This is a genomic window from Actinokineospora sp. PR83, from assembly GCF_021056305.1.
GTDB lineage: Bacteria > Actinomycetota > Actinomycetes > Mycobacteriales > Pseudonocardiaceae > Actinokineospora > Actinokineospora spheciospongiae.
On record NZ_JAJCXD010000004.1, the window covers coordinates 11,288 to 28,495 of the forward strand.

The window sequence follows — 17,208 nt, forward strand, 5'->3', positions numbered from 1 at the left end:
TCAAAGTTTTGTCTCGCTTCGAGGCCACCCACTCTACCACCCTGAGGTGGGAGCTTGGTTCGTGACCCCCGGCCAGTGCCCGTTCCGGTTGTTTTCCCGGCCCGTGTCGCTCTGACTTGGATAAAGTTACACGGCGCCAAACCGGGGATCAAATCGGGGGTCCCCCAAAGCCCCCGGTCGGCCCGTTTGAGCGCGGGAACCGTTGTCCCACAATGGCTTCCCGTGCGACCCGTCCGCCCGCGAGCCTGCAAGCACCGCTCCGGCCACCGAACGCCGCGGACAGCCCCGGATGGCCTGTTTCCGCTGATCAACCGGCATGTACCGACATCCGCTGTTCACTTATGACCCCTGGACACCCTGGGAAAGTCAATGTTTGTGATCGCGGTCACTTCTGCCCGGGAATCGGACTACTCCCCGAGTAGAGGTAGTCACGGTGCGCACTCGCGCCAGGTCGCAGCCGGTCGGCCCCGCCCACGAGGCGGGCCCCACGAGGAGGACCCCCATGCTCAGACGCACGTTCGCCCTGGTGACCACCACCCTCGCCGTGGGAGCCGGGGTGATCGCCGGGGCAGCCCCCGCCTCGGCGGCCCCCGCACCCGCCCCCGCCGCGGTCGTCACCCTCACCTACGACGACAGCCAGGCGGCCGAGTTCAAGTCCGCCGTGGCCCAGGGCGCCGCCAACTGGAACGCGTCGGTCACCAATGTCCGCCTCGTCAAGGCGACCCTCGGCCAGCGGGTCAACATCCGGGTGATCGCCGACGACGGCTGGCCCCGCGCCACCCTCGGCCCGGTCCGACCCACCGGGTCGGGCACGGTCTGGTTCGGCAGGCAAGCGGTGGACGACGGCTACAACGTGGTCCGGATCATCACCCACGAGTTCGGCCACAGCCTCGGGCTCCCCGACCGCCGCACCGGTCTGTGCTCCGACCTGATGTCCGGCAGCTCGGCCCCGGTGAGCTGCGCCAACGCCCTGCCCAACGCGACCGAGCGAGCCCAGGTCCAGCGCAACTACGCCTCGGCCCTCGTCGCGCAGCCGGTGGAGACCACCATCCTGGTCGACGCCGCCTGACCCGGCACCACCCCGACGGCCGCGCCCCCGCCCGGGGCGCGGCCGTCGTCGTTCGCGGGTGGCGGGCGCTGTGGATGACTGGGAATGAGTGGTCCTTGCGGGTTTCCGGATTGCGGTGAAATGGTGGAGGGGCATTCGGCCGGTCGTCCCACCGGTCGGCGCATTCCCGATTCCACCCTGAGCGGTTCCGGCCGCAGAATCGAGAACTCCCCTCATGAAGCGTTTGTTGGTCGCTGCCCTTTCCCTGGCCGCGCTGGTCGTCGGCGCCCCCGCCGCGCTGGCGGCACCCGCTCCGCCGTCCGACCCGGTGATGACCCCGACGATCATCGGCGGCGGCACCGCCTCCAACGCCCCGTGGGCGGCCCGCCTGTTCTCCAACGGGCAGCAGTCGTGCTCGGCGACGATCATCGCCCCGCGCTACGTGCTCACCGCGAAGCACTGCGTGGCCAGCGGGGCGATCAGCTTCCGGATCGGCAGCCTGGACCAGACCAGCGGCGGCACCCTGGCCAACGCGGCCACGATCTACCGCCACTCGGCCTCGGACCTGGCGATCGCCTACCTCGACCGCAGCGTCTCGGCGACCTACGCGCCGCTGGGCACCTCGACCGACGTGCGCGTCGGGCAGAACGTGCAGGTCTACGGCTGGGGTGCCACCTGCACCAACCAGCCGGAGATCAACTGCCAGTCGCGCTACCTGAAGGTGGCCACGGTCAGCGTGCGCAGCACCAACGCCCGGGACGCCTACAACGGCGTCGCGGTGCAGGCCACCCGGGTCAACGGCATCACCGCGGGCGGTGACTCCGGTGGTCCGATGTTCGGCAACGGCCGCCAGGTCGGCGTGGCCTCCACCAGTGACCGCGCCACGGTCACGAACTACACCAACGTCACCACCTACCGCTCGTGGATCCAGTCCATCGCGGGCGTGTAGGTCGCACTGATCCGTCGTGGGGGCGGGGGTCCGGTTCGCCGGGCCCCCGCTCTTCATTTCCCGATCAGCGCGGGCAGGTGTTGAGCATGGCATTGAGGGCCGCGATTTCGCGGTCGTCGGCCGTGAGGTGGTATTTGACCTTGATGGTGGTGTAGGCGGTCGCGTATTCGCAGGAATAGGCGTCCACCGGGCGCCATTCCGCGGGGTCGCTGTCGCTCTTCTGGCCGTTCGACTTCGCGGAGACGGCGACCAGGTTGGTCATGTCGTTGTAGTAGGCGTTGCGCTGCTCGGCGCTCCAGCCGCGGGCGCCGGAGCGGTTGGCCTCGGCGATGGGGACGATGTGGTCGATCTGGAGGTCGGCGGCGTCCTTGGCCTGGACCCCGTCGTAGCGGCTGGTCCAGCAGGCGGTGGTCGGGCAGGTGGGGCGGCACTGGGAGTCGACCGCCACGCCCTGGCCGTCGCGGGCGAGGACCTGTTCGCGGGTGTTGCACTTGCTCTTGGGGTCGTAGGCCCAGTCGCCCCAGTCGTCGCGGTTGTAGTGGGCGCCGGTGTCCTCCGGCTTGGCCGCGCCGAGTTGCGCCATCAGGGCCGCGCGGTCGCCGGTGGCGACGGGGGCCGCGGCCGGGGGTGCAGAGGTGAGGGGTGCAGTGGCCGCGTCCTCAGCGCCGGTGGGCACCTTGCACCCGGCCAGGGTGAGCAGCGCCAGCAGGACCACGGGAATGCATCTATGCACGTTCACCTGCATAGCGTCCCGTGGTCGGGGCGCCCCCGCCGGACAAGCGAACGGGCTTCCGCCGACCGGCGGAAGCCCGTTGCTGCTGCTCGACCAGCGGTGGCCTAGTGCGCCACGGCCTTCTCCGCGCCGACCCCGGTCAGGGCGCGCACCTCCATCTCGGCGTGCTTGCCCGGGTCGCGCTCCTTGGACAGGACCGTGCCCAGCCAGCCGAGCAGGAAGCCCGCGGGGATCGAGATGATGCCCGGGTTCTGCAGCGGGAACCAGTGGAAGTCCACGCTGGTGATCATCGACTTGGCGGTGCCGGAGACCGCCGGGGAGAACACGATGAGCACGATCGAGGAGATCAGCCCGCCGTAGATGCTCCACAGCGCGCCGCGGGTGTTGAACCGCTTCCAGAACAGCGAGTACAGGATCGTCGGCAGGTTCGCCGAGGCCGCGACCGCGAAGGCGAGCGCCACCAGGAAAGCGACGTTCTGCCCGTTGGCGAGGATGCCGCCCGCGATGGCGACCGCGCCGATGACAACCGCGGTGATCCGGGCGACCCGCACCTCCGCGGCGGGGGTGGTCTTGCCGCGGCGGATGACGTTGGCGTACACGTCGTGGGCGAAGGAGGCCGACGCGGTGATCGTCAGCCCGGCGACCACGGCCAGGATGGTGGCGAAGGCGATCGCGGCGATCAGCCCGAGCAGCACCGGCCCGCCGAGGGCCTGGGCCAGCAGCGGCGCGGCCGAGTTCACCCCGCCGGGTGCCTTGCTGATCGTGTCCGGGCCCACCAGCGCGCCCGCGCCGTAGCCGAGGACCAGGGTGAACAGGTAGAACACGCCGATCAGCCCGATCGCCCAGACCACCGAGCGGCGGGCCTCGCGGGCGGTGGGCACGGTGTAGAAGCGCATCAGCACGTGCGGCAGGCCCGCGGTGCCCAGGACCAACGCGATGCCCAGGGACAGGAAGTCGAGCTTGCTGGTGCCGGTGGCGCCGTACTGCTTGCCGGGGCTGAGCAGCTTCTCGCCGACCGCGCCCGCCTTGTCGACCGCCCCTTGCAGCAGCGAGGAGAGGTTGAAGCCGTACTTGGCGAGCACCCACACGGTCATCACCAGGGCGCCCGCGATGAGCAGCGCGGCCTTGATGATCTGCACCCACGTGGTGCCCTTCATGCCGCCGACCAGCACGTACACGATCATGATCACGCCGACGACGGCGATGACCATGGCCTGGGCGCCGGTGCCGGTGACGCCGAGCAGCAGCGCGACCAGGCCGCCCGCGCCCGCCATCTGCGCCAGCAGGTAGAAGAAGGACACGATGAGCGTGGACGTGGCCGCCGCGGCGCGGACCGGGCGCTGCTTCATCCGGAACGCGAGGACGTCGCCCATGGTGAACTTGCCGGTGTTGCGCAGCAGTTCGGCGACCAGCAGCAGCGCCACCAGCCAGGCGACGAGGAAGCCGATCGAGTAGAGGAAGCCGTCGTAGCCGTTGACCGCGATGGCGCCCGCGATGCCCAGGAACGACGCGGCGGACAGGTAGTCGCCCGCGATGGCGATGCCGTTCTGCGGGCCGGTGAACGCCCGGCCCGCGGCGTAGTAGTCCGAGGCGGACTTGGTGTTGCGGCTGGCCCGGAACACGATGACCAGGGTGATGACCACGAACGCGGCGAAGATGCCGATGTTGAGCGCGGGGTTGTTGCCCTCCACGCCTTGGGCGAGGGTCATCCGGCACCTCCGGCGGGGGTCGCGCCCTCGATGTCCTCGCGCAGCTTGGTGGCCAGCGGGTCGAGCTTGCGATTGGCGTAGCGGACGTAGATCCCGGTGATGACGAAGGTGGAGGCGAACTGGAGCAGGCCGAGGATGAGCCCGACGTTGACGTTGCCGAAGACCTTGGTCGCCATGAAGCCGTGGGCGTAGTCGGCGAGCAGCACGTAGACCAGGTACCAGAGCAGGAAGAACCCGGTCATCGGGAACACGAAGACGCGCAGCCGCCTGCGCAGCTCCACGAACTCCGCGCTCGACTGGACCTCCGACCAGTCCCGCTCGTCCGGCGGCCGTTCGGTCGAACTCATATAGGTGCCTCCTCGCACAGGGTTTCGCAGGAAGACCGTAGGGAGAGACGCACGGACGGTGAACGGTCAGCGGCTCAACCGTCGTGTCACGCGACGAACGGCTGACGAACGGCGCGTGGCCCACGACGAGTGGCCCAGGTCACGGCCGTCAAGCTCTCGTACGGGTGATGGTGTGCCGGTGCGCCTGCTGCCGGGTTCGACCAGGTGCAGGCGCAGCATGGCCGCGGCGGCCCAGGTCGGCGGCCTGCCGAGCAGCGACACCCCGATCATGGTGGCGAAGGCCAGCGGCACCGCCCACGGCGCGGGCTGGGCGATCAGGATGGCCACCCACCCGTGCGCGGGCGGGCCGAACAGGGACAGCACGATGCCCCCGGAGGTGGCCAGCAGCCCGGCGGTGACCCCGGCGACGGCGCCCGCGGCGGTGAGCCGCGACCACCACACCCCGAGCACGAGCAGCGGGCAGAAGGTGGCCGCGGCGACGGTGAACCCCCAGGTGACCAGGACGCCGACGTCGATCCGGGCGGACGGCAGGGCGAGCAGCACGACGACCGCCGCGGCGGCCACCACGGTGAACCGCAGCCTGCCGACGCCCCCGGGCACCAGGTCGTGCGAGATGGCCCCGGCGACGACGAGGAGCAGCCCGAGCGAGGTGGCCAGGAACGCGGCGAACGCCCCGGCGGTGAGCAGCGTGGTGAACACCGCCCCGGTGGCGCCCGCGTCGACCTGCGCGGGCAGCGCGACGACGGCGGTGTCGGTGGCGCCGCTGAGGTAGAGCTGCGGGACGAGCACCGCGCCGAGCAGCCCGTAGACCCCGGGGAAGAGGTAGAAGACGCTGAGCAGGCCGACGGTGATGGCCGCGGTGCGGCGGGCGGCGCGGCCGTCGGGGCTGGTGTGGAAGCGCATGAGCACGTGCGGCAGGCCCATCGTGCCGAGCACGGTGGCGAGCAGGATGGCCCAGGTGGTCAGCAGCGGGTGCCCCTCCTCGCCCAGGTGCAGCAGCGGTCGCCGCCAGTCCGGGCCCCCGGGTGCCGCGCCGCCGCGCACCCCCGGCACCGCCGCCCCCTCGGGGAACACGAGGGTCTGCCCGGCGGTGACCCTGAGGTCTCCCGGCGGGAAGGTGCGCGGCCCGTCCGGCGTGCCCGCGGTGAGGGGCTCGTGGACCTCCAGGGTGACTTCGAGTCCGAAGGAGACGGTGGTGTCGCGGGTGAAGTGGGTGAACTCGACGGGGTGCACCGCGTCGTGGCGCACCTGCGGTCCGACGGTGAACAGCAGCCAGAGCGCCGGGACGATGAACAGCACGAGCTTGAAGCAGAACTGGAACGCCTGCACGTAGGTGGCCGCGCGCATGCCGCCCACGGCCAGGGTCACGCTGACGACGACGGCGGCGATCACCACCCCCACCCAGTACGGGGTGCCGCTGACGACGCTGAGCACCAACCCCGCGGTGCGGAACTGGGGCACCAGGTAGAGCCCGGCGATGACCAGCACCACCACGGCGCTGAGCACCCGCAGCGGTCGCGACGCCAGCCGCGCCTCGGCGAAGTCCGGCACGGTCACCGCCCCCGACCGGCGCATCGGCGCGGCCACCAGCACCAGCATCGCCACGTACCCGGCGGTGAACCCGACCGGGTACCACAGCGACCCGACGCCGTCCTTGACCACCAGCCCCGCCACCCCGAGGAACGACGCCGCCGACAGGTACTCCCCCGACACCGCGGCCGAGTTCAGCAGCGGCGACACCCGGCGCGAGGCGACCAGGAAGTCCGACGTGGTCCGCACCGCCGCCACCCCGCGCAACCCCACCAGCAGCGTGACGAGCACGACCGGCGCCACGGCGAAGACCGCGATCACCGCACCGCCCGGCGGGGCCGTACCGGCGTCACGGCCGGTCCTCGACCCGTTCGGCGTGGCGCAGGTGCCAGCGGGCCAGCCACACCATCGCCGGGAACGGCACCAGGACCAGCACCAGCCACGCCACCGGGACACCCAGCAGGCGGACCTCCCCGAGCACCGGCAGCGCGCCCAGCAGCACCGGCAGCCCGAACACCAGCGCGCCCAGCGCCGCCACCGCCACCGCGGCCCGGCGCCGCTGGGCGGCGAACACGCCCAGCGCCCGCTCGGCGTCGGCCGGGTCGAGCGCGGACGGCCGCCACGCGGTGTGCGCGCGGCGGCGGGCGTGGGCGAGCCGGGTCTGGGGGCTGGTCACCGCCACTCGGCGCTGCTGGGTCACCCGCTCAGGCCCGCCTGCCGAGTTCGCCCCGGCGGGCGGCGAGCAGCAGGCGCTCGCGCAGCGGGCGGACGCAGCGGCGGCTGACCGGGACGTCGCCGACGTCGGTGTGGGCGAGCATCCCGCCCACGGAGTCGCTGCGCAGCTCCCGGACGGCGTCGAGGGCCAGCAGGTAGCCGCGGTGGACCCGGGAGAAGCCGAAGTCCTCCCAGTACTCCTGCAGGCGGGAGATGGGGATGCGGACCGGGTGGGCGCCGGTGGGGGTGTGCAGGCGGACGTAGTCGCCGTGGGCCTCGGCGAAGCGGACATCGCCGCGGCGGACGTAGCGGGTGCGGCCCTCGGCCTCGACCGGGAGGGCGGGCATGGTGTCGGGGGTGCTGGGCCCGGTGCGCGGGGCCGGGACGGTGCGGCCCGCGACCATGCGCTCGACCCTGGTCAGGGCGTCGGCGAGGCGCTCGGCGCGGACGGGCTTGAGCAGGTAGTCGACGGCGCCGATGCCGAAGGCGGACACGGCGTGGCCCTCGTGGGCGGTGACGAAGACGATCACCGGGGGTTCGCTGAGCCTGGCCAGCAGCGAGGCCAGCTCCAGGCCGCTGAGGCCGGGCATGGAGATGTCGAGGAACACCGCGTCCGGCGGGTCGGCCTGGATGCTGCGCAGCGCGCCCAGCGCGTCGCCCGCCGCGCGGACATCGGCCACCTCCGGCGCGGCGCGCAGCAGCCTGCACAGCTCGTCGAGCGCGGCCCGCACGTCGTCGACGGCGAGCACCCGCAGCCCGGCACCCATCACGGCATCACCCCCGGGGAGAACATCGGCATCCGCACCAGCACGCGGGTGCCCGCGCCCTCGGCGGTCTCGACCACCAGCCCGTACCACGGGCCGTAGACCTCGCGCAGCCGCCGGTCCACGTTGGCCAGCCCGACGCTGCCGGACGGGCCGCGCCCGGCGAGGACGGCCTCGGCGTGCGCGGGCGCCATCCCCGCGCCGTCGTCCTCGATCGAGATCAGGCAGTCGGTGCCCTCGGCCTCGCCGCGCACCTGCACCAGCCCGCCGACCCCGCGCGGTTCGACCCCGTGGCGCACGGCGTTCTCCACCAGCGGTTGCAGCACCAGGTACGGGATAGCCACGGCCAGCACCTCGGGGGCGACGCGCACCTGCACCCGCAGCCGGTCGCCGAGCACGGCGCGCTGCAGGGCCAGGTAGGTCTCGATGGCGTGGAACTCGTCGGCGACGGTGGTGTACTCGCCGTGCCCGGAGAGGCTGTAGCGGTTGAAGTCGGCGAAGTCGAGGATCAGCTCGTGCGCCCGGTCGGGGTCGGAGTGCACCAGCGAGGAGATGACGGTGAGCGCGTTGTAGACGAAGTGCGGGGAGATCTCCGCGCGCAGGGCCCGCAGCTCGGCCTGCGCGGCCTGCTCGGCGGAGGCCTCCAGCCGCGACCGCTCCACGGCGGCGGCGACCCAGTCGGCGACCTCGCGGACCGCGCCCATCCGGACCGCACCGGCCACCACCAGTGCCCCGGCGACCTCGTCGTGCACGTGCAGCGGCACCGCGACCAGCGGCGGGCGCCCTGCCCTGGCCTCACCCTGCAGCGCGGCCTCGACCAGCCCGGGCCAGCGGGAGCCGTCGGGGACGCGACCGGACCAGACCGGGTCGCCGGACAGGTCGGTCAGCCCGACGGCGTCGGCGTCGAGGAGCCTGCGCACGGCCCTGGCCGCCGCCCGCACCCCGGCCCCGGACAGGCCGTCGGCCAGGTCGTCGGCGATGCGGCGGGCCGTGCCGAGCACCGAGGCGGGGTCGGTCCGCACCCACGGCAGCCGCGACCGCGCGGCGGTGCGCTGCTCGGGCACGGTCACGATGGGCTCCCCCCGGGGTCGGTCCCGTAGATGTTAGGACCCGAGTGGGGGTGCGAACAGGTGACAATCCGGCACGCTCGGTGCTGCGGCGGCGCGGGTGCCCTTTGTGGATGGTGGTGTTGTGCCAGGTCGCGGGGGATCGTGGGGCAGACCGGTGCCCGATCGAGGGGTGTCGCCCGCTCACCGTTTCGAGTGATCATCGGTGGGGTACGCAGCCGGGGATGGCAGAGATCAGGATCGGCACCTCCGGCTGGACCTACCCCGAGTGGCGCGGCGGCTTCTACCCGTCGACGCTGCGCCGGGGCAAGGAGCTCGAACACCTCTCGGCCCGCCTCAACTCGGTGGAGGTGAACGGCACCTTCTACGGCCTGCGCGGCCCGCACGTGTTCCGCTCCTGGCGCGACCGCACCCCGGACGACTTCGTCCTGGCGGTCAAGGGCCCGAAGGTCGTCACGCACACCCTGCGGCTGCGCGACCCCGGCGAGGCCCTCGCCGCCTTCCTGGCCTCCGGCGTCGGGGAACTGGGCGACAAGCTCGGCCCGCTGCTGTGGCAGCTCCCGCCCACCCTGGCCTTCGACCGCGACACCGTCGCCGCCTTCCTGGACCTGCTGCCCCCGGTGCGGCACGCGGTCGAGGCCCGCCACCCCAGCTTCGGGGACGACCGCTACTTCGACCTGCTCCGCGAGCGCGGGGTGGCCTCGGTGGTGGCCGACTCGGCGGGCCGGTTCCCGCTGTTCACGGAGCTGACGGCCGACTTCGCCTACGCCCGCCTGCACGGCCCGGAAACCCTCTACACCGGCGACTACCCGCCGGAGACCCTGCGCAAGTGGGCGGCGGCCATCCACACCTGGTCGGCCGACCTCGACGTGTACGTCTACCTCGACAACACGATGAGCGGGCACGCCCCGACCAACGCCGTGGAGCTGAGCCGCCTGGTCAAGGGCGAACCGGACGCGGCACCCGACCCGGGGTGACCGCGGGCCCCCTCGGTGCGGCCGTCGACCACCCGACACCGCGGGCCGGGCACCACCACCGCGATCCCGGGCTCGCGTGGACAGGCCGCTCCGGCGCCGAGTCCTAGTCGGCGGCGAGCGCCCGGGAGCCGCGGATCGGCAGCAGCGTCCCCGTCATGGCGAGCAGGCGGGCGTGCGCGCGTCGGTGCAGCAGCCGCCGGAAGGACTCGGGCAGGTGGGCGTGCGCGGCCAGTTCCCAGGCCGCCTGGACCACCACGGCCTGCACGGTCGGGGGCGCCACCCCCGGGTGGCACTCGGTGAGCGCGGACACGGCGGCCTCGGTGATGTCGCGGGCCGCGGAGAACTCGGCCCGCGGGGCGGGGATGTGGTCGGGGGTGGCCATCGGTCAATGATCCCTTTTCACGCGTCGCCTTCGGTTACCGGAACGTGAACAAGGGTACGTCCGATGTGGACTCTCAGCCCGTCCTGCGGTGCGCGCTCGGCGTGTGTCCCGTCCATCGGGTGAACGCGTGGATGAAGCTCGCCGATTCCGCGTAGCCCAACCGGGTGGCGATGTCGGACACCGGCAGCACCCCGTCGGCGAGCAGCTCCTCGGCGAGGGCGAACCGCACCTCGTCGCGCAGCTCCCGGAACGACGTGCCCGCCTCCGCCAGCCGCCGCCGCAGGGTCCGCTCCCCCACCAGCAGCCGGGCGGCGACCTCGCCCGCGCCCAGCCGGATGCCGCCGACCGCCGCAAGCTGGGCCCGCACCGCCCCGGTCGTCCCGTGCCGCTGCCTGCGCGCCTGCACCAGGACCCGGCAGCGCTCCTCGCACTCGGCCACGGTCACCGGGTCGGCCTGCGGCAGCGGCCGGTCCAGCTCGGCGACCGGGAACGCGGCGGAGGTGACCGCCGCCCCGAAGACCGGGTCGACGCCGAACGCGGCGCGGTGCGCGGACGGGTCGGCGGGCTCGGGGAAGCCGAAGGCCACCTCGGTGAGCGGCAGGCCGCCGGGCAGCAGCTCACCGGTGACGGTGTGGATGGCGGCGAGGTCGCGCTCCACGAGGAACCGGGCCACGTCCTGCGGCAGCGCGGAGGCGTCCAGGTCGAACCGCAGCAGCGCGCCGTCGAGGCGCGGGCGCGGGACGCAGAAGATGAAGCTCAGGTCCAGGTACCGCAGGGTCACGTCGACGGCGGCGCCGAGGGTGGGGCTGCTGAGCACGGCGTAGCCGAGCATCCCGAACGTCGTCACGTGGTAGCGGCGGCCCAGCTCCAGCCCGGCGTCGGGCAGTTGCGCGGCCAGGGCGCGCACGGCCGCCAGTTCCACTGCCGCGTCCACTCGGGCTGCGGGGTCGGTGAGGACGTCTTCGGGGACCTCGGGGAGGGGGACGTTCCGTTCCCGCGCGAAGGTGGAGACCAGTCGGAGTCCTGCCGTGCCGCGCGGGTAGTCCCAGTGCCGGACGGCGGCCTCGGCGAACACGCGCATACCGCGAGTCTGCCCGGTGGGGTCGGGTGTTGTCCGCGAGGACCGGGGTCCGGTGGGCTTCACGGTGGCTGCGCCTCCAGGGCCGGGGGGTTCGTTGTGGGCGCCCGGGTGGTGGATGGCTCGGCCGGGGCCCGGCGGGGTGGTGGGCCGGGAGCGCCCGCGGGGGCGGTTCCCCTACGCTGGGGTTCCAGCGTGACCGATGTGGCCAGGTGGGGGATGCCGCGGAACCGACGCCCGCAGGACCGGGAAGAGAAGCGCGGTGAGATCGTCGCCGCGGCCACGCGGTTGTTCGTGGAGGAGGGCTACGACTCCACGACGGTGGTGCGGATCGGGCGTGCGGCGGGGGTGGCCTCCAACACCGTCTACTGGTACTTCAAGCACAAGGACGAGGTGCTGGTCGCCGTCCTGGACGCGTTGTTCGCGGAGTTCCTGGCGGGCGTGGCGCGGCGGTCGGCCGAGTCGCCGGTCGAGCTGCTGCTGTGGGCGGTCGGGGAGTTGCGGCGGGTCGACCGGCTGATCACGACGGTGCACGCCAGGGTCGGGGTCTCGGAGTCGTTGCGGGTGTGGCACGACGGGTTCCACGCGCGGGTGGAGGGGATGCTGCGGTGGCACCTGGCCGGGTTGGGCGTGCCGGAGGCCGAGCAGGACGCGATGACGCGGATCGGGGTGTTCGCGGTCGAGGGGATGCTCACGCACGGGGGCGACGCCGCGGGTGATCGCGCCATCGTCGAGGCGCTGGTGCGCAGCGCCCGCGGCATCGCCGCCGTGCCGGGTCCCCACCAGGGCCCCGACGGGCCGACTACCGGTCCGCCGGGGCGGTGAACCGCGCCGCGAGGAACCGGACCTGGTCCTGCACGGCGCGCTCGAAGAGGTCGTCGACGTAGATGTCGAAGTGGTCGCCGTCGTAGTGGTTGACCTGGACGTGGTCGTGCCGGGCCGCGAGGCGGGCCGTGGTGCGGGCGGGGGCCGCGCGGTCGTCGTCGCACACGCACAGCAGGGTCGGCGCGGTGATCGCGCCCAGGTCCCTGCCCGGCCGGTACAGCGGCAGCCGCAACGCGAGCCGGGCCGCGATCGCGTTGGCGCTGTCGCTCGCACCGTCCGGGCCCTTCACGACACCCCAGACCGTGTCGCGGCCGACAGCGGTGTCGGAGGGGTGGAACGGGCGCCCGCCGGTCTCGACCGTCGGGGACAGACCCCTGCCCACCGCGGGGATCCGGGCGGTGAGCCCGGCGGTGCGCGGTGAGAGCCGGGACCCGGCGGGCATCAGCTTCGACGCATCGGCGATCGCGGTCGGGGACACCAGGAAGGCGGGCATCCACCACACCCCGACCACCGGGGCCAGCACCGGCTTCGCGCCGAACAGCGACCCCACCACGTCGAGCACGGCGGCGGCGACGAGCCACAGCACGCTCAACGGGCTGGAGCGGAACCGGGAGAGCAGTGACGCCGGGCCGTCGGTGAACGGGCACTGGGCCACCACCGCAGCCACGGCGCGGTCCTCGCTCGCGATCCGCAGCGCGTGCCCGCCGCCGAACGAGGTCCCCCACACCGCGACCCGCTCCGGGTCGACCCCGGGCAGCGACCGCCCGTAGGACAGCGCCGCCCGCCAGTCGTCGAGCTGGTCGCCGATGTCGAGCAACTGCCGCGGCGCGCCCTCGCTGGCCCCCAGGTACCGGTAGTCGAACACCAGCACCACCCACCCCTGCGCGGCGAACCGCTCGGCGAACGCGTCCAGCCGCCACTCCCGCACCCCGCCCAACCCGTGCGCCATGACCACCAGCGGCCGGGGCCCCTCGCCCGCAGTCGGGGTGTACAGCCACGCCGCACACCGCACACCACCGGACTCGAACCACACATCGCGCCGCACCGCCTCGGCGGGGCCGTTCTCCGTCGCCGACGTTCCCATCGCACACCCTTCCTCACCACACCGCTCTTGACTCACGATCAAGAGATGGACGGCGCGAACGCTAAATCGCTCTTGATTGGAAGTCAAGAAGTGCCCGCCCCGACAACCGCCGTCCGAAAGTGACGCCGGTCCGCCGCGTTGCCGCGCGCAGTGGGGTTCTGGGCAGGCGGGCCCGACCGGGGGCGTGGCCGGAAATGTCAATCGCGAGGCCGCCAGGAGGCTGGTTCCCGAGGCGGGGCGGTTCTAGCGTCGGGGGCATGACAGGGCTGTCGGTGGTCGTGATCGGGGCGGGGTTCGGGGGCCTGGGGGCTGCCGCCGCGCTTCGGCGGGCGGGGTTCGCGGTGACCGTGCTGGAGCGGGCGTCCCGACTGGGTGGGGTGTGGCGGGACAACGTGTACCCGGGGGCGGCCTGTGACGTGCCCTCGTCGCTGTACTCGTGGTCGTGGGCGCCGAACCCGGGGTGGCCCCGGCGGTACTCGGGGCAGGCGGACATCCTGCGGTACCTGGAGCGGACCGCCGCCGAGCAGGGGTTGACCGAGCTGGTGCGGTTCGGGTGCGACGTGGTGGGGGCGGCGTACCGGGACGGGAAGTGGCGGGTGGAGATCGCCGGTGGGGAGGTCGTCACGGCCGACGTGCTGGTGCCCGCGGTGGGGCAGTTGTCGCGGCCCGCGGTGCCCGACATCCCCGGGGCCGACGCGTTCGGGGGGCGGATCTTCCACTCGGCGCGGTGGGACCACTCCGTGGACCTCGCGGGCAAGCGGGTGGCGGTGATCGGGACCGGGGCCAGCGCGGTGCAGTTCGTGCCGCGCATCCAGCCGCGGGTGGGGCACCTCGACCTGTTCCAGCGGACACCGCCGTGGGTGGTGCCGAAGCCGGACCGCCGGTACACCGCCGCGCACCACGCCCTGTTCCGGCGGGTGCCCGGGGCGCGGCTGGCCGGGCGGGCGTCGGTGTGGTTGAGCGGGGAACTGCTGACCACGGCCTTCACCTCGGCCAAGCCGCTGGGCAAGGCCATCGAGGCCGTGGCCCGGCTGCACCTCAGGGCGCGGGTGGCGGACCCGGTGCTGCGGGCCAAGCTCACGCCGGACTACGCGATCGGCTGCAAGCGCCTGCTGTTCTCCAACGACTACCTGCCCGCCCTCACCCGCCCCAACGTCGACGTGGTCACCGAGTCGATCACGGAGATCACCCGCGACGGCGTGGTGACCGCCGACGGGCGGGAACACCCGGCCGACGTGATCGTCTACGGCACCGGTTTCCGGTCCACCGACTTCCTGGCGCCGCTGACCATCACCGGGACCGGCGGGGTGGACCTGCGGGCGACGGCCTGGGCGGGCGGTGCCCGGGCGCACCTGGGGATGACCGTGCCCGGGTTCCCGAACATGTTCCTGGTCTACGGGCCGAACACGAACCTGGGCGGGAACTCGATCATCTTCATGCTGGAGCGCCAGGCCGCCTACCTGGTGCGCACCCTGCGGGCCATGCGCGCGCACGGGGTGGCCGCCGTGGACGTGCGGGCCGAGGTGGCCGAGCGGTCCGACCGGGAGGTGCAGTCGCGGCTGCGGTCGAGCGTGTGGACCGGCTGCGAGAGCTGGTACCGGGAGGACGGCGGGCGGATCACCACGAACTGGCCGGGTCTGGTCGCGGAGTACCGGCGGCGCACCCGGCGGCCCGACCCGGCCGACTTCCACCTGATCGCGGCCGACCACCCGGAGGAGGGGTCGACGTGGACCGCGTAGCGGCGAACCCGGGCGTGCCGCACTATGACGTCCTGGTCATCGGATCGGGGTTCGGCGGCAGCGTGTCCGCGCTGCGGCTGACCGAGAAGGGCTACCGGGTCGGCGTGCTGGAGGCGGGGAGGCGGTTCGCGGATGACGAGTTCGCCGAGAACTCCTGGCACGTGCGCGACTACCTGTTCGCCCCGCGCCTGGGCTGCACCGGGATCTTCCGGATGACCCCGCTGCGCGACGTGCTGGTGCTGTCCGGCAGCGGGGTCGGCGGCGGGTCGCTCGGCTACGCGAACACCCTCTACGAGCCGCCCGAGGCGTTCTTCCGCGACCGGCAGTGGGCGCACATCACCGACTGGCGGGCCGAGCTGGCCCCGCACTACGCCCAGGCGAAGCGGATGCTCGGGGTCACCACCAACCCGGCGACCACCGCCGCCGACCGGGTGCTGCGCGAGGTCGCCGACGACCTCGGCGTCGGCCACACCCACACCAGCACCCCGGTGGGCGTGCTGTTCGGCGGCAAGCCCGGCGAGGAGGTCCCCGACCCGTTCTTCGGCGGCGCGGGGCCGACCCGGCGCACCTGCACGCACTGCGGGGAGTGCATGACCGGGTGTCGGCACAACGCGAAGAACACCCTGGTCAAGAACTACCTGTACCTGGCGGAGAAGGCGGGCGCGGAGGTCCACCCGCTGACCACGGCCATCGGCGTGCGCGAGGTCGACGGCGGGTACGCGGTCGACACCCGCCGCACCGGTGGGCTGCGGAAGCGGACCTTCACCGCCGACCAGGTGATCTTCTCCGCCGCCGCCCTGGGCACCCAGAAGCTCCTGCACAGGCTGCGCGCGACCACCCTGCCCCGGATCTCCCCGAGGGTCGGCTACCTCAGCCGCACCAACTCCGAGGCGATCCTCGCCGCCCGGGCGCGCGATTCGACCGTGGACTACTCGCGCGGGGTGGCGATCACCTCCTCGATCCACCCGGACCCGGTGACCCACGTCGAACCGGTGCGCTACGGCAAGGGCAGCAACGCACTGGCGCTGCTGGGCACCGTGCTGGTCGACGGCGGACGGTCGCGGTGGGCGCGCGGGCTGCGCGAGCTGTGGCGCAGGCGCCGGGACCTGGCCCGCCAGCACGACCCCCGGCACTGGTCGGAGCAGACGATCGTGCTGCTGGTGATGCAGTCGCTGGACAACTCGGTGACGACCTTCCGCCGGTTCGGCAGGCTGAGCAGCCGCCAGGGCGAGGGCGAACCGAACCCGTCCTGGATCCCGGCGGGCCACGACGTGGCCCGCCGGGTCGCCGAGAAGATCGACGGCATCGCGGGCGGCACCTGGGCGGACTGGATCGACATGCCGGTGACCGGCCACTTCATCGGCGGCTGCGCCATCGGCGAGACCCCGGAGGCCGGCGTGGTGGACCCGTACCAGCGGCTGCACGGCTACCCCGGGCTGCACGTGGTGGACGGGTCGGCGGTGTCGGCGAACCTCGGGGTGAACCCGTCGCTGACCATCACCGCCCAGGCCGAACGGGCGATGGCCCTGTGGCCGAACAAGGGCGAGACCGACCCCCGCCCCGAACCCGGCGCCCCCTACCGGCGGCTGGACCCGGTGGCACCGCGCTCACCGGTCGTCCCCGCCTCGGCGCCCGGCGCCCTGATCCCGATCACCCCGAAGGAGCACACGTGACCCACCCCCCGGAACCGTGGGAGCTGCGCGGCGACCTGCACCTGTCGGTGTGGTTCCTGCGCGAGCGCGACTGGGAGGTCCCGGCAGGGACCTCGGTGCTCCGCCTCGGGCCGTGGTGCGTGGTCGGCACCGCGTGGGTGGACTACCGGCCCGGCAGCGTGCTCACCTACCGGGAGCTGATGTCGACCCTGTTGGTGCGCAAAGGCTTGCGCCTGTACCCGACCATCACCCACATCTGGGTCGACAGCCCCCCGTCCCGCGACGGCGGGCGGGCGCTGTGGGGCATCCCGAAGGAACTGGCCGAGTTCACCGTGGACGGTCCGGAGTGGACGGCCACGTCGATCGCCCGGGCCAGGGTGCGCCCGGGGACGCGGCTGCCGGGCCGGTGGCCGGTGGCCTTCCGGGTGGCGCAGACGCTGGCGGGCAAGCTCAAGCTGAGCCGGGTGCGGTCGACCTCGGGACTCCGCTTCGCCCGGGTCGACTGGGATGCGGGCGCACCGCTGCCCTTCCTCGCGGGCCACTCCCCCGCCCTGAGCCTGACCCTCACCGACTTCGACATGACCTTCGGCGAAGCAAAGACCCGCTGAGG

Annotated in this window: 17 protein-coding genes; 7 read left to right on the top strand and 10 right to left on the bottom strand. The window is 73.2% G+C overall.

Features of this window, described 5'->3' with window-relative positions; genetic code table 11:
• Positions 1 to 502: 502 nt before the first annotated feature.
• Entirely contained in the window at positions 503 to 1,069 is a 567-nt protein-coding gene (locus L6E12_RS01110; protein ID WP_236225970.1) for a snapalysin family zinc-dependent metalloprotease, read from the top strand.
• A gap of 214 nt (positions 1,070 to 1,283) precedes the next feature.
• A complete protein-coding gene (locus L6E12_RS01115) occupies positions 1,284 to 1,997 on the top strand; it encodes a trypsin-like serine protease (protein ID WP_236225971.1) in 714 nt (237 codons plus the stop codon).
• A 64-nt stretch (positions 1,998 to 2,061) separates the two neighbouring features.
• Here L6E12_RS01115 and L6E12_RS01120 read toward each other — a convergent pair whose 3' ends face one another.
• The 7 genes from L6E12_RS01120 to L6E12_RS01150 all read right to left on the bottom strand — a co-directional run bounded on the left by L6E12_RS01120 (position 2,062) and on the right by L6E12_RS01150 (position 8,864).
• Positions 2,062 to 2,736 carry a DUF1524 domain-containing protein gene (locus L6E12_RS01120; protein ID WP_236225972.1) on the bottom strand — a complete coding sequence of 225 codons (675 nt, stop codon included), beginning with the start codon at positions 2,734 to 2,736 and terminating at the stop codon, positions 2,062 to 2,064.
• 98 nt (positions 2,737 to 2,834) lie between these two features.
• Positions 2,835 to 4,439, bottom strand: a complete 1,605-nt coding sequence (locus tag L6E12_RS01125) for a cation acetate symporter (protein ID WP_236225973.1) — start codon at positions 4,437 to 4,439, stop codon at positions 2,835 to 2,837.
• A complete protein-coding gene (locus tag L6E12_RS01130; protein ID WP_236225974.1) occupies positions 4,436 to 4,786 on the bottom strand; it encodes a DUF485 domain-containing protein in 351 nt (116 codons plus the stop codon). Before L6E12_RS01130 ends, L6E12_RS01125 begins: the two co-directional genes overlap by 4 nt.
• A 66-nt stretch (positions 4,787 to 4,852) precedes the next feature.
• Entirely contained in the window at positions 4,853 to 6,637 is a 1,785-nt protein-coding gene (locus tag L6E12_RS01135) for a cation acetate symporter (protein ID WP_236225975.1), read from the bottom strand.
• 28 nt (positions 6,638 to 6,665) lie between these two features.
• Positions 6,666 to 6,992: a hypothetical protein gene (locus L6E12_RS01140; RefSeq protein ID WP_308073957.1), complete on the bottom strand. Its 327-nt coding sequence runs from the start codon at positions 6,990 to 6,992 to the stop codon at positions 6,666 to 6,668.
• A 28-nt stretch (positions 6,993 to 7,020) separates the two neighbouring features.
• Positions 7,021 to 7,797 (bottom strand): LytTR family DNA-binding domain-containing protein, encoded by a 777-nt coding sequence (locus L6E12_RS01145; RefSeq protein ID WP_236225977.1) that lies wholly within the window; start codon positions 7,795 to 7,797, stop codon positions 7,021 to 7,023.
• The gene (locus L6E12_RS01150) at positions 7,797 to 8,864 is read right to left on the bottom strand and encodes a sensor histidine kinase (protein WP_374201820.1); all 1,068 of its coding nucleotides are present in this window, start codon (positions 8,862 to 8,864) and stop codon (positions 7,797 to 7,799) included. Before L6E12_RS01150 ends, L6E12_RS01145 begins: the two co-directional genes overlap by 1 nt.
• Before the next feature lie 221 nt (positions 8,865 to 9,085).
• Here L6E12_RS01150 and L6E12_RS01155 point away from each other — a divergent pair, with 221 nt between their 5' ends.
• Complete coding sequence (locus tag L6E12_RS01155) at positions 9,086 to 9,838, top strand: DUF72 domain-containing protein (RefSeq protein ID WP_236225978.1); 753 nt, start codon at positions 9,086 to 9,088, stop codon at positions 9,836 to 9,838.
• A 103-nt stretch (positions 9,839 to 9,941) separates the two neighbouring features.
• Here L6E12_RS01155 and L6E12_RS01160 read toward each other — a convergent pair whose 3' ends face one another.
• On the bottom strand, positions 9,942 to 10,220 hold the full coding sequence (locus tag L6E12_RS01160; protein ID WP_236225979.1) for a hypothetical protein: 279 nt from the start codon (positions 10,218 to 10,220) through the stop codon (positions 9,942 to 9,944).
• A gap of 73 nt (positions 10,221 to 10,293) precedes the next feature.
• Complete coding sequence (locus L6E12_RS01165; protein WP_236225980.1) at positions 10,294 to 11,301, bottom strand: AraC family transcriptional regulator; 1,008 nt, start codon at positions 11,299 to 11,301, stop codon at positions 10,294 to 10,296.
• A gap of 216 nt (positions 11,302 to 11,517) precedes the next feature.
• Here L6E12_RS01165 and L6E12_RS01170 point away from each other — a divergent pair, with 216 nt between their 5' ends.
• Positions 11,518 to 12,123: a TetR/AcrR family transcriptional regulator gene (locus tag L6E12_RS01170; RefSeq protein WP_236225981.1), complete on the top strand. Its 606-nt coding sequence runs from the start codon at positions 11,518 to 11,520 to the stop codon at positions 12,121 to 12,123.
• Here the strand turns inward: L6E12_RS01170 and L6E12_RS01175 are convergent.
• On the bottom strand, positions 12,101 to 13,207 hold the full coding sequence (locus tag L6E12_RS01175) for an alpha/beta hydrolase (protein WP_236225982.1): 1,107 nt from the start codon (positions 13,205 to 13,207) through the stop codon (positions 12,101 to 12,103). The two genes, L6E12_RS01170 and L6E12_RS01175, sit on opposite strands and share 23 nt — an antisense overlap.
• A 257-nt stretch (positions 13,208 to 13,464) precedes the next feature.
• On the opposite strand from L6E12_RS01175, the gene L6E12_RS01180 reads away from it, so the two are divergent.
• From L6E12_RS01180 to L6E12_RS01190, 3 genes are read left to right on the top strand one after another with little or no spacing between them, the layout of a single operon-like run.
• Positions 13,465 to 14,946: an NAD(P)/FAD-dependent oxidoreductase gene (locus L6E12_RS01180; RefSeq protein WP_236225983.1), complete on the top strand. Its 1,482-nt coding sequence runs from the start codon at positions 13,465 to 13,467 to the stop codon at positions 14,944 to 14,946.
• Positions 14,934 to 16,619, top strand: a complete 1,686-nt coding sequence (locus L6E12_RS01185; RefSeq protein WP_308073958.1) for a GMC family oxidoreductase — start codon at positions 14,934 to 14,936, stop codon at positions 16,617 to 16,619. Before L6E12_RS01180 ends, L6E12_RS01185 begins: the two co-directional genes overlap by 13 nt.
• Entirely contained in the window at positions 16,616 to 17,206 is a 591-nt protein-coding gene (locus L6E12_RS01190; RefSeq protein WP_236225984.1) for an acetoacetate decarboxylase family protein, read from the top strand. The genes L6E12_RS01185 and L6E12_RS01190 overlap by 4 nt, the downstream gene beginning before the upstream one ends.
• Positions 17,207 to 17,208 lie beyond the last annotated feature (2 nt).

What these genes read in the sequence shown, in the direction of transcription:
- L6E12_RS01110 (WP_236225970.1), top strand. Translation starts at nt 503, where the DNA reads ATGCTCAGACGCACGTTCGCCCTGGTGACCACCACCCTCGCCGTGGGA.
- L6E12_RS01115 (WP_236225971.1), top strand. Translation starts at nt 1,284, where the DNA reads ATGAAGCGTTTGTTGGTCGCTGCCCTTTCCCTGGCCGCGCTGGTCGTC.
- L6E12_RS01125 (WP_236225973.1), bottom strand. Translation starts at nt 4,439, where the DNA reads ATGACCCTCGCCCAAGGCGTGGAGGGCAACAACCCCGCGCTCAACATC.
- L6E12_RS01130 (WP_236225974.1), bottom strand. Translation starts at nt 4,786, where the DNA reads ATGAGTTCGACCGAACGGCCGCCGGACGAGCGGGACTGGTCGGAGGTC.
- L6E12_RS01145 (WP_236225977.1), bottom strand. Translation starts at nt 7,797, where the DNA reads ATGGGTGCCGGGCTGCGGGTGCTCGCCGTCGACGACGTGCGGGCCGCG.
- L6E12_RS01155 (WP_236225978.1), top strand. Translation starts at nt 9,086, where the DNA reads ATGGCAGAGATCAGGATCGGCACCTCCGGCTGGACCTACCCCGAGTGG.
- L6E12_RS01160 (WP_236225979.1), bottom strand. Translation starts at nt 10,220, where the DNA reads ATGGCCACCCCCGACCACATCCCCGCCCCGCGGGCCGAGTTCTCCGCG.
- L6E12_RS01165 (WP_236225980.1), bottom strand. Translation starts at nt 11,301, where the DNA reads ATGCGCGTGTTCGCCGAGGCCGCCGTCCGGCACTGGGACTACCCGCGC.
- L6E12_RS01170 (WP_236225981.1), top strand. Translation starts at nt 11,518, where the DNA reads ATGCCGCGGAACCGACGCCCGCAGGACCGGGAAGAGAAGCGCGGTGAG.
- L6E12_RS01175 (WP_236225982.1), bottom strand. Translation starts at nt 13,207, where the DNA reads ATGGGAACGTCGGCGACGGAGAACGGCCCCGCCGAGGCGGTGCGGCGC.
- L6E12_RS01180 (WP_236225983.1), top strand. Translation starts at nt 13,465, where the DNA reads ATGACAGGGCTGTCGGTGGTCGTGATCGGGGCGGGGTTCGGGGGCCTG.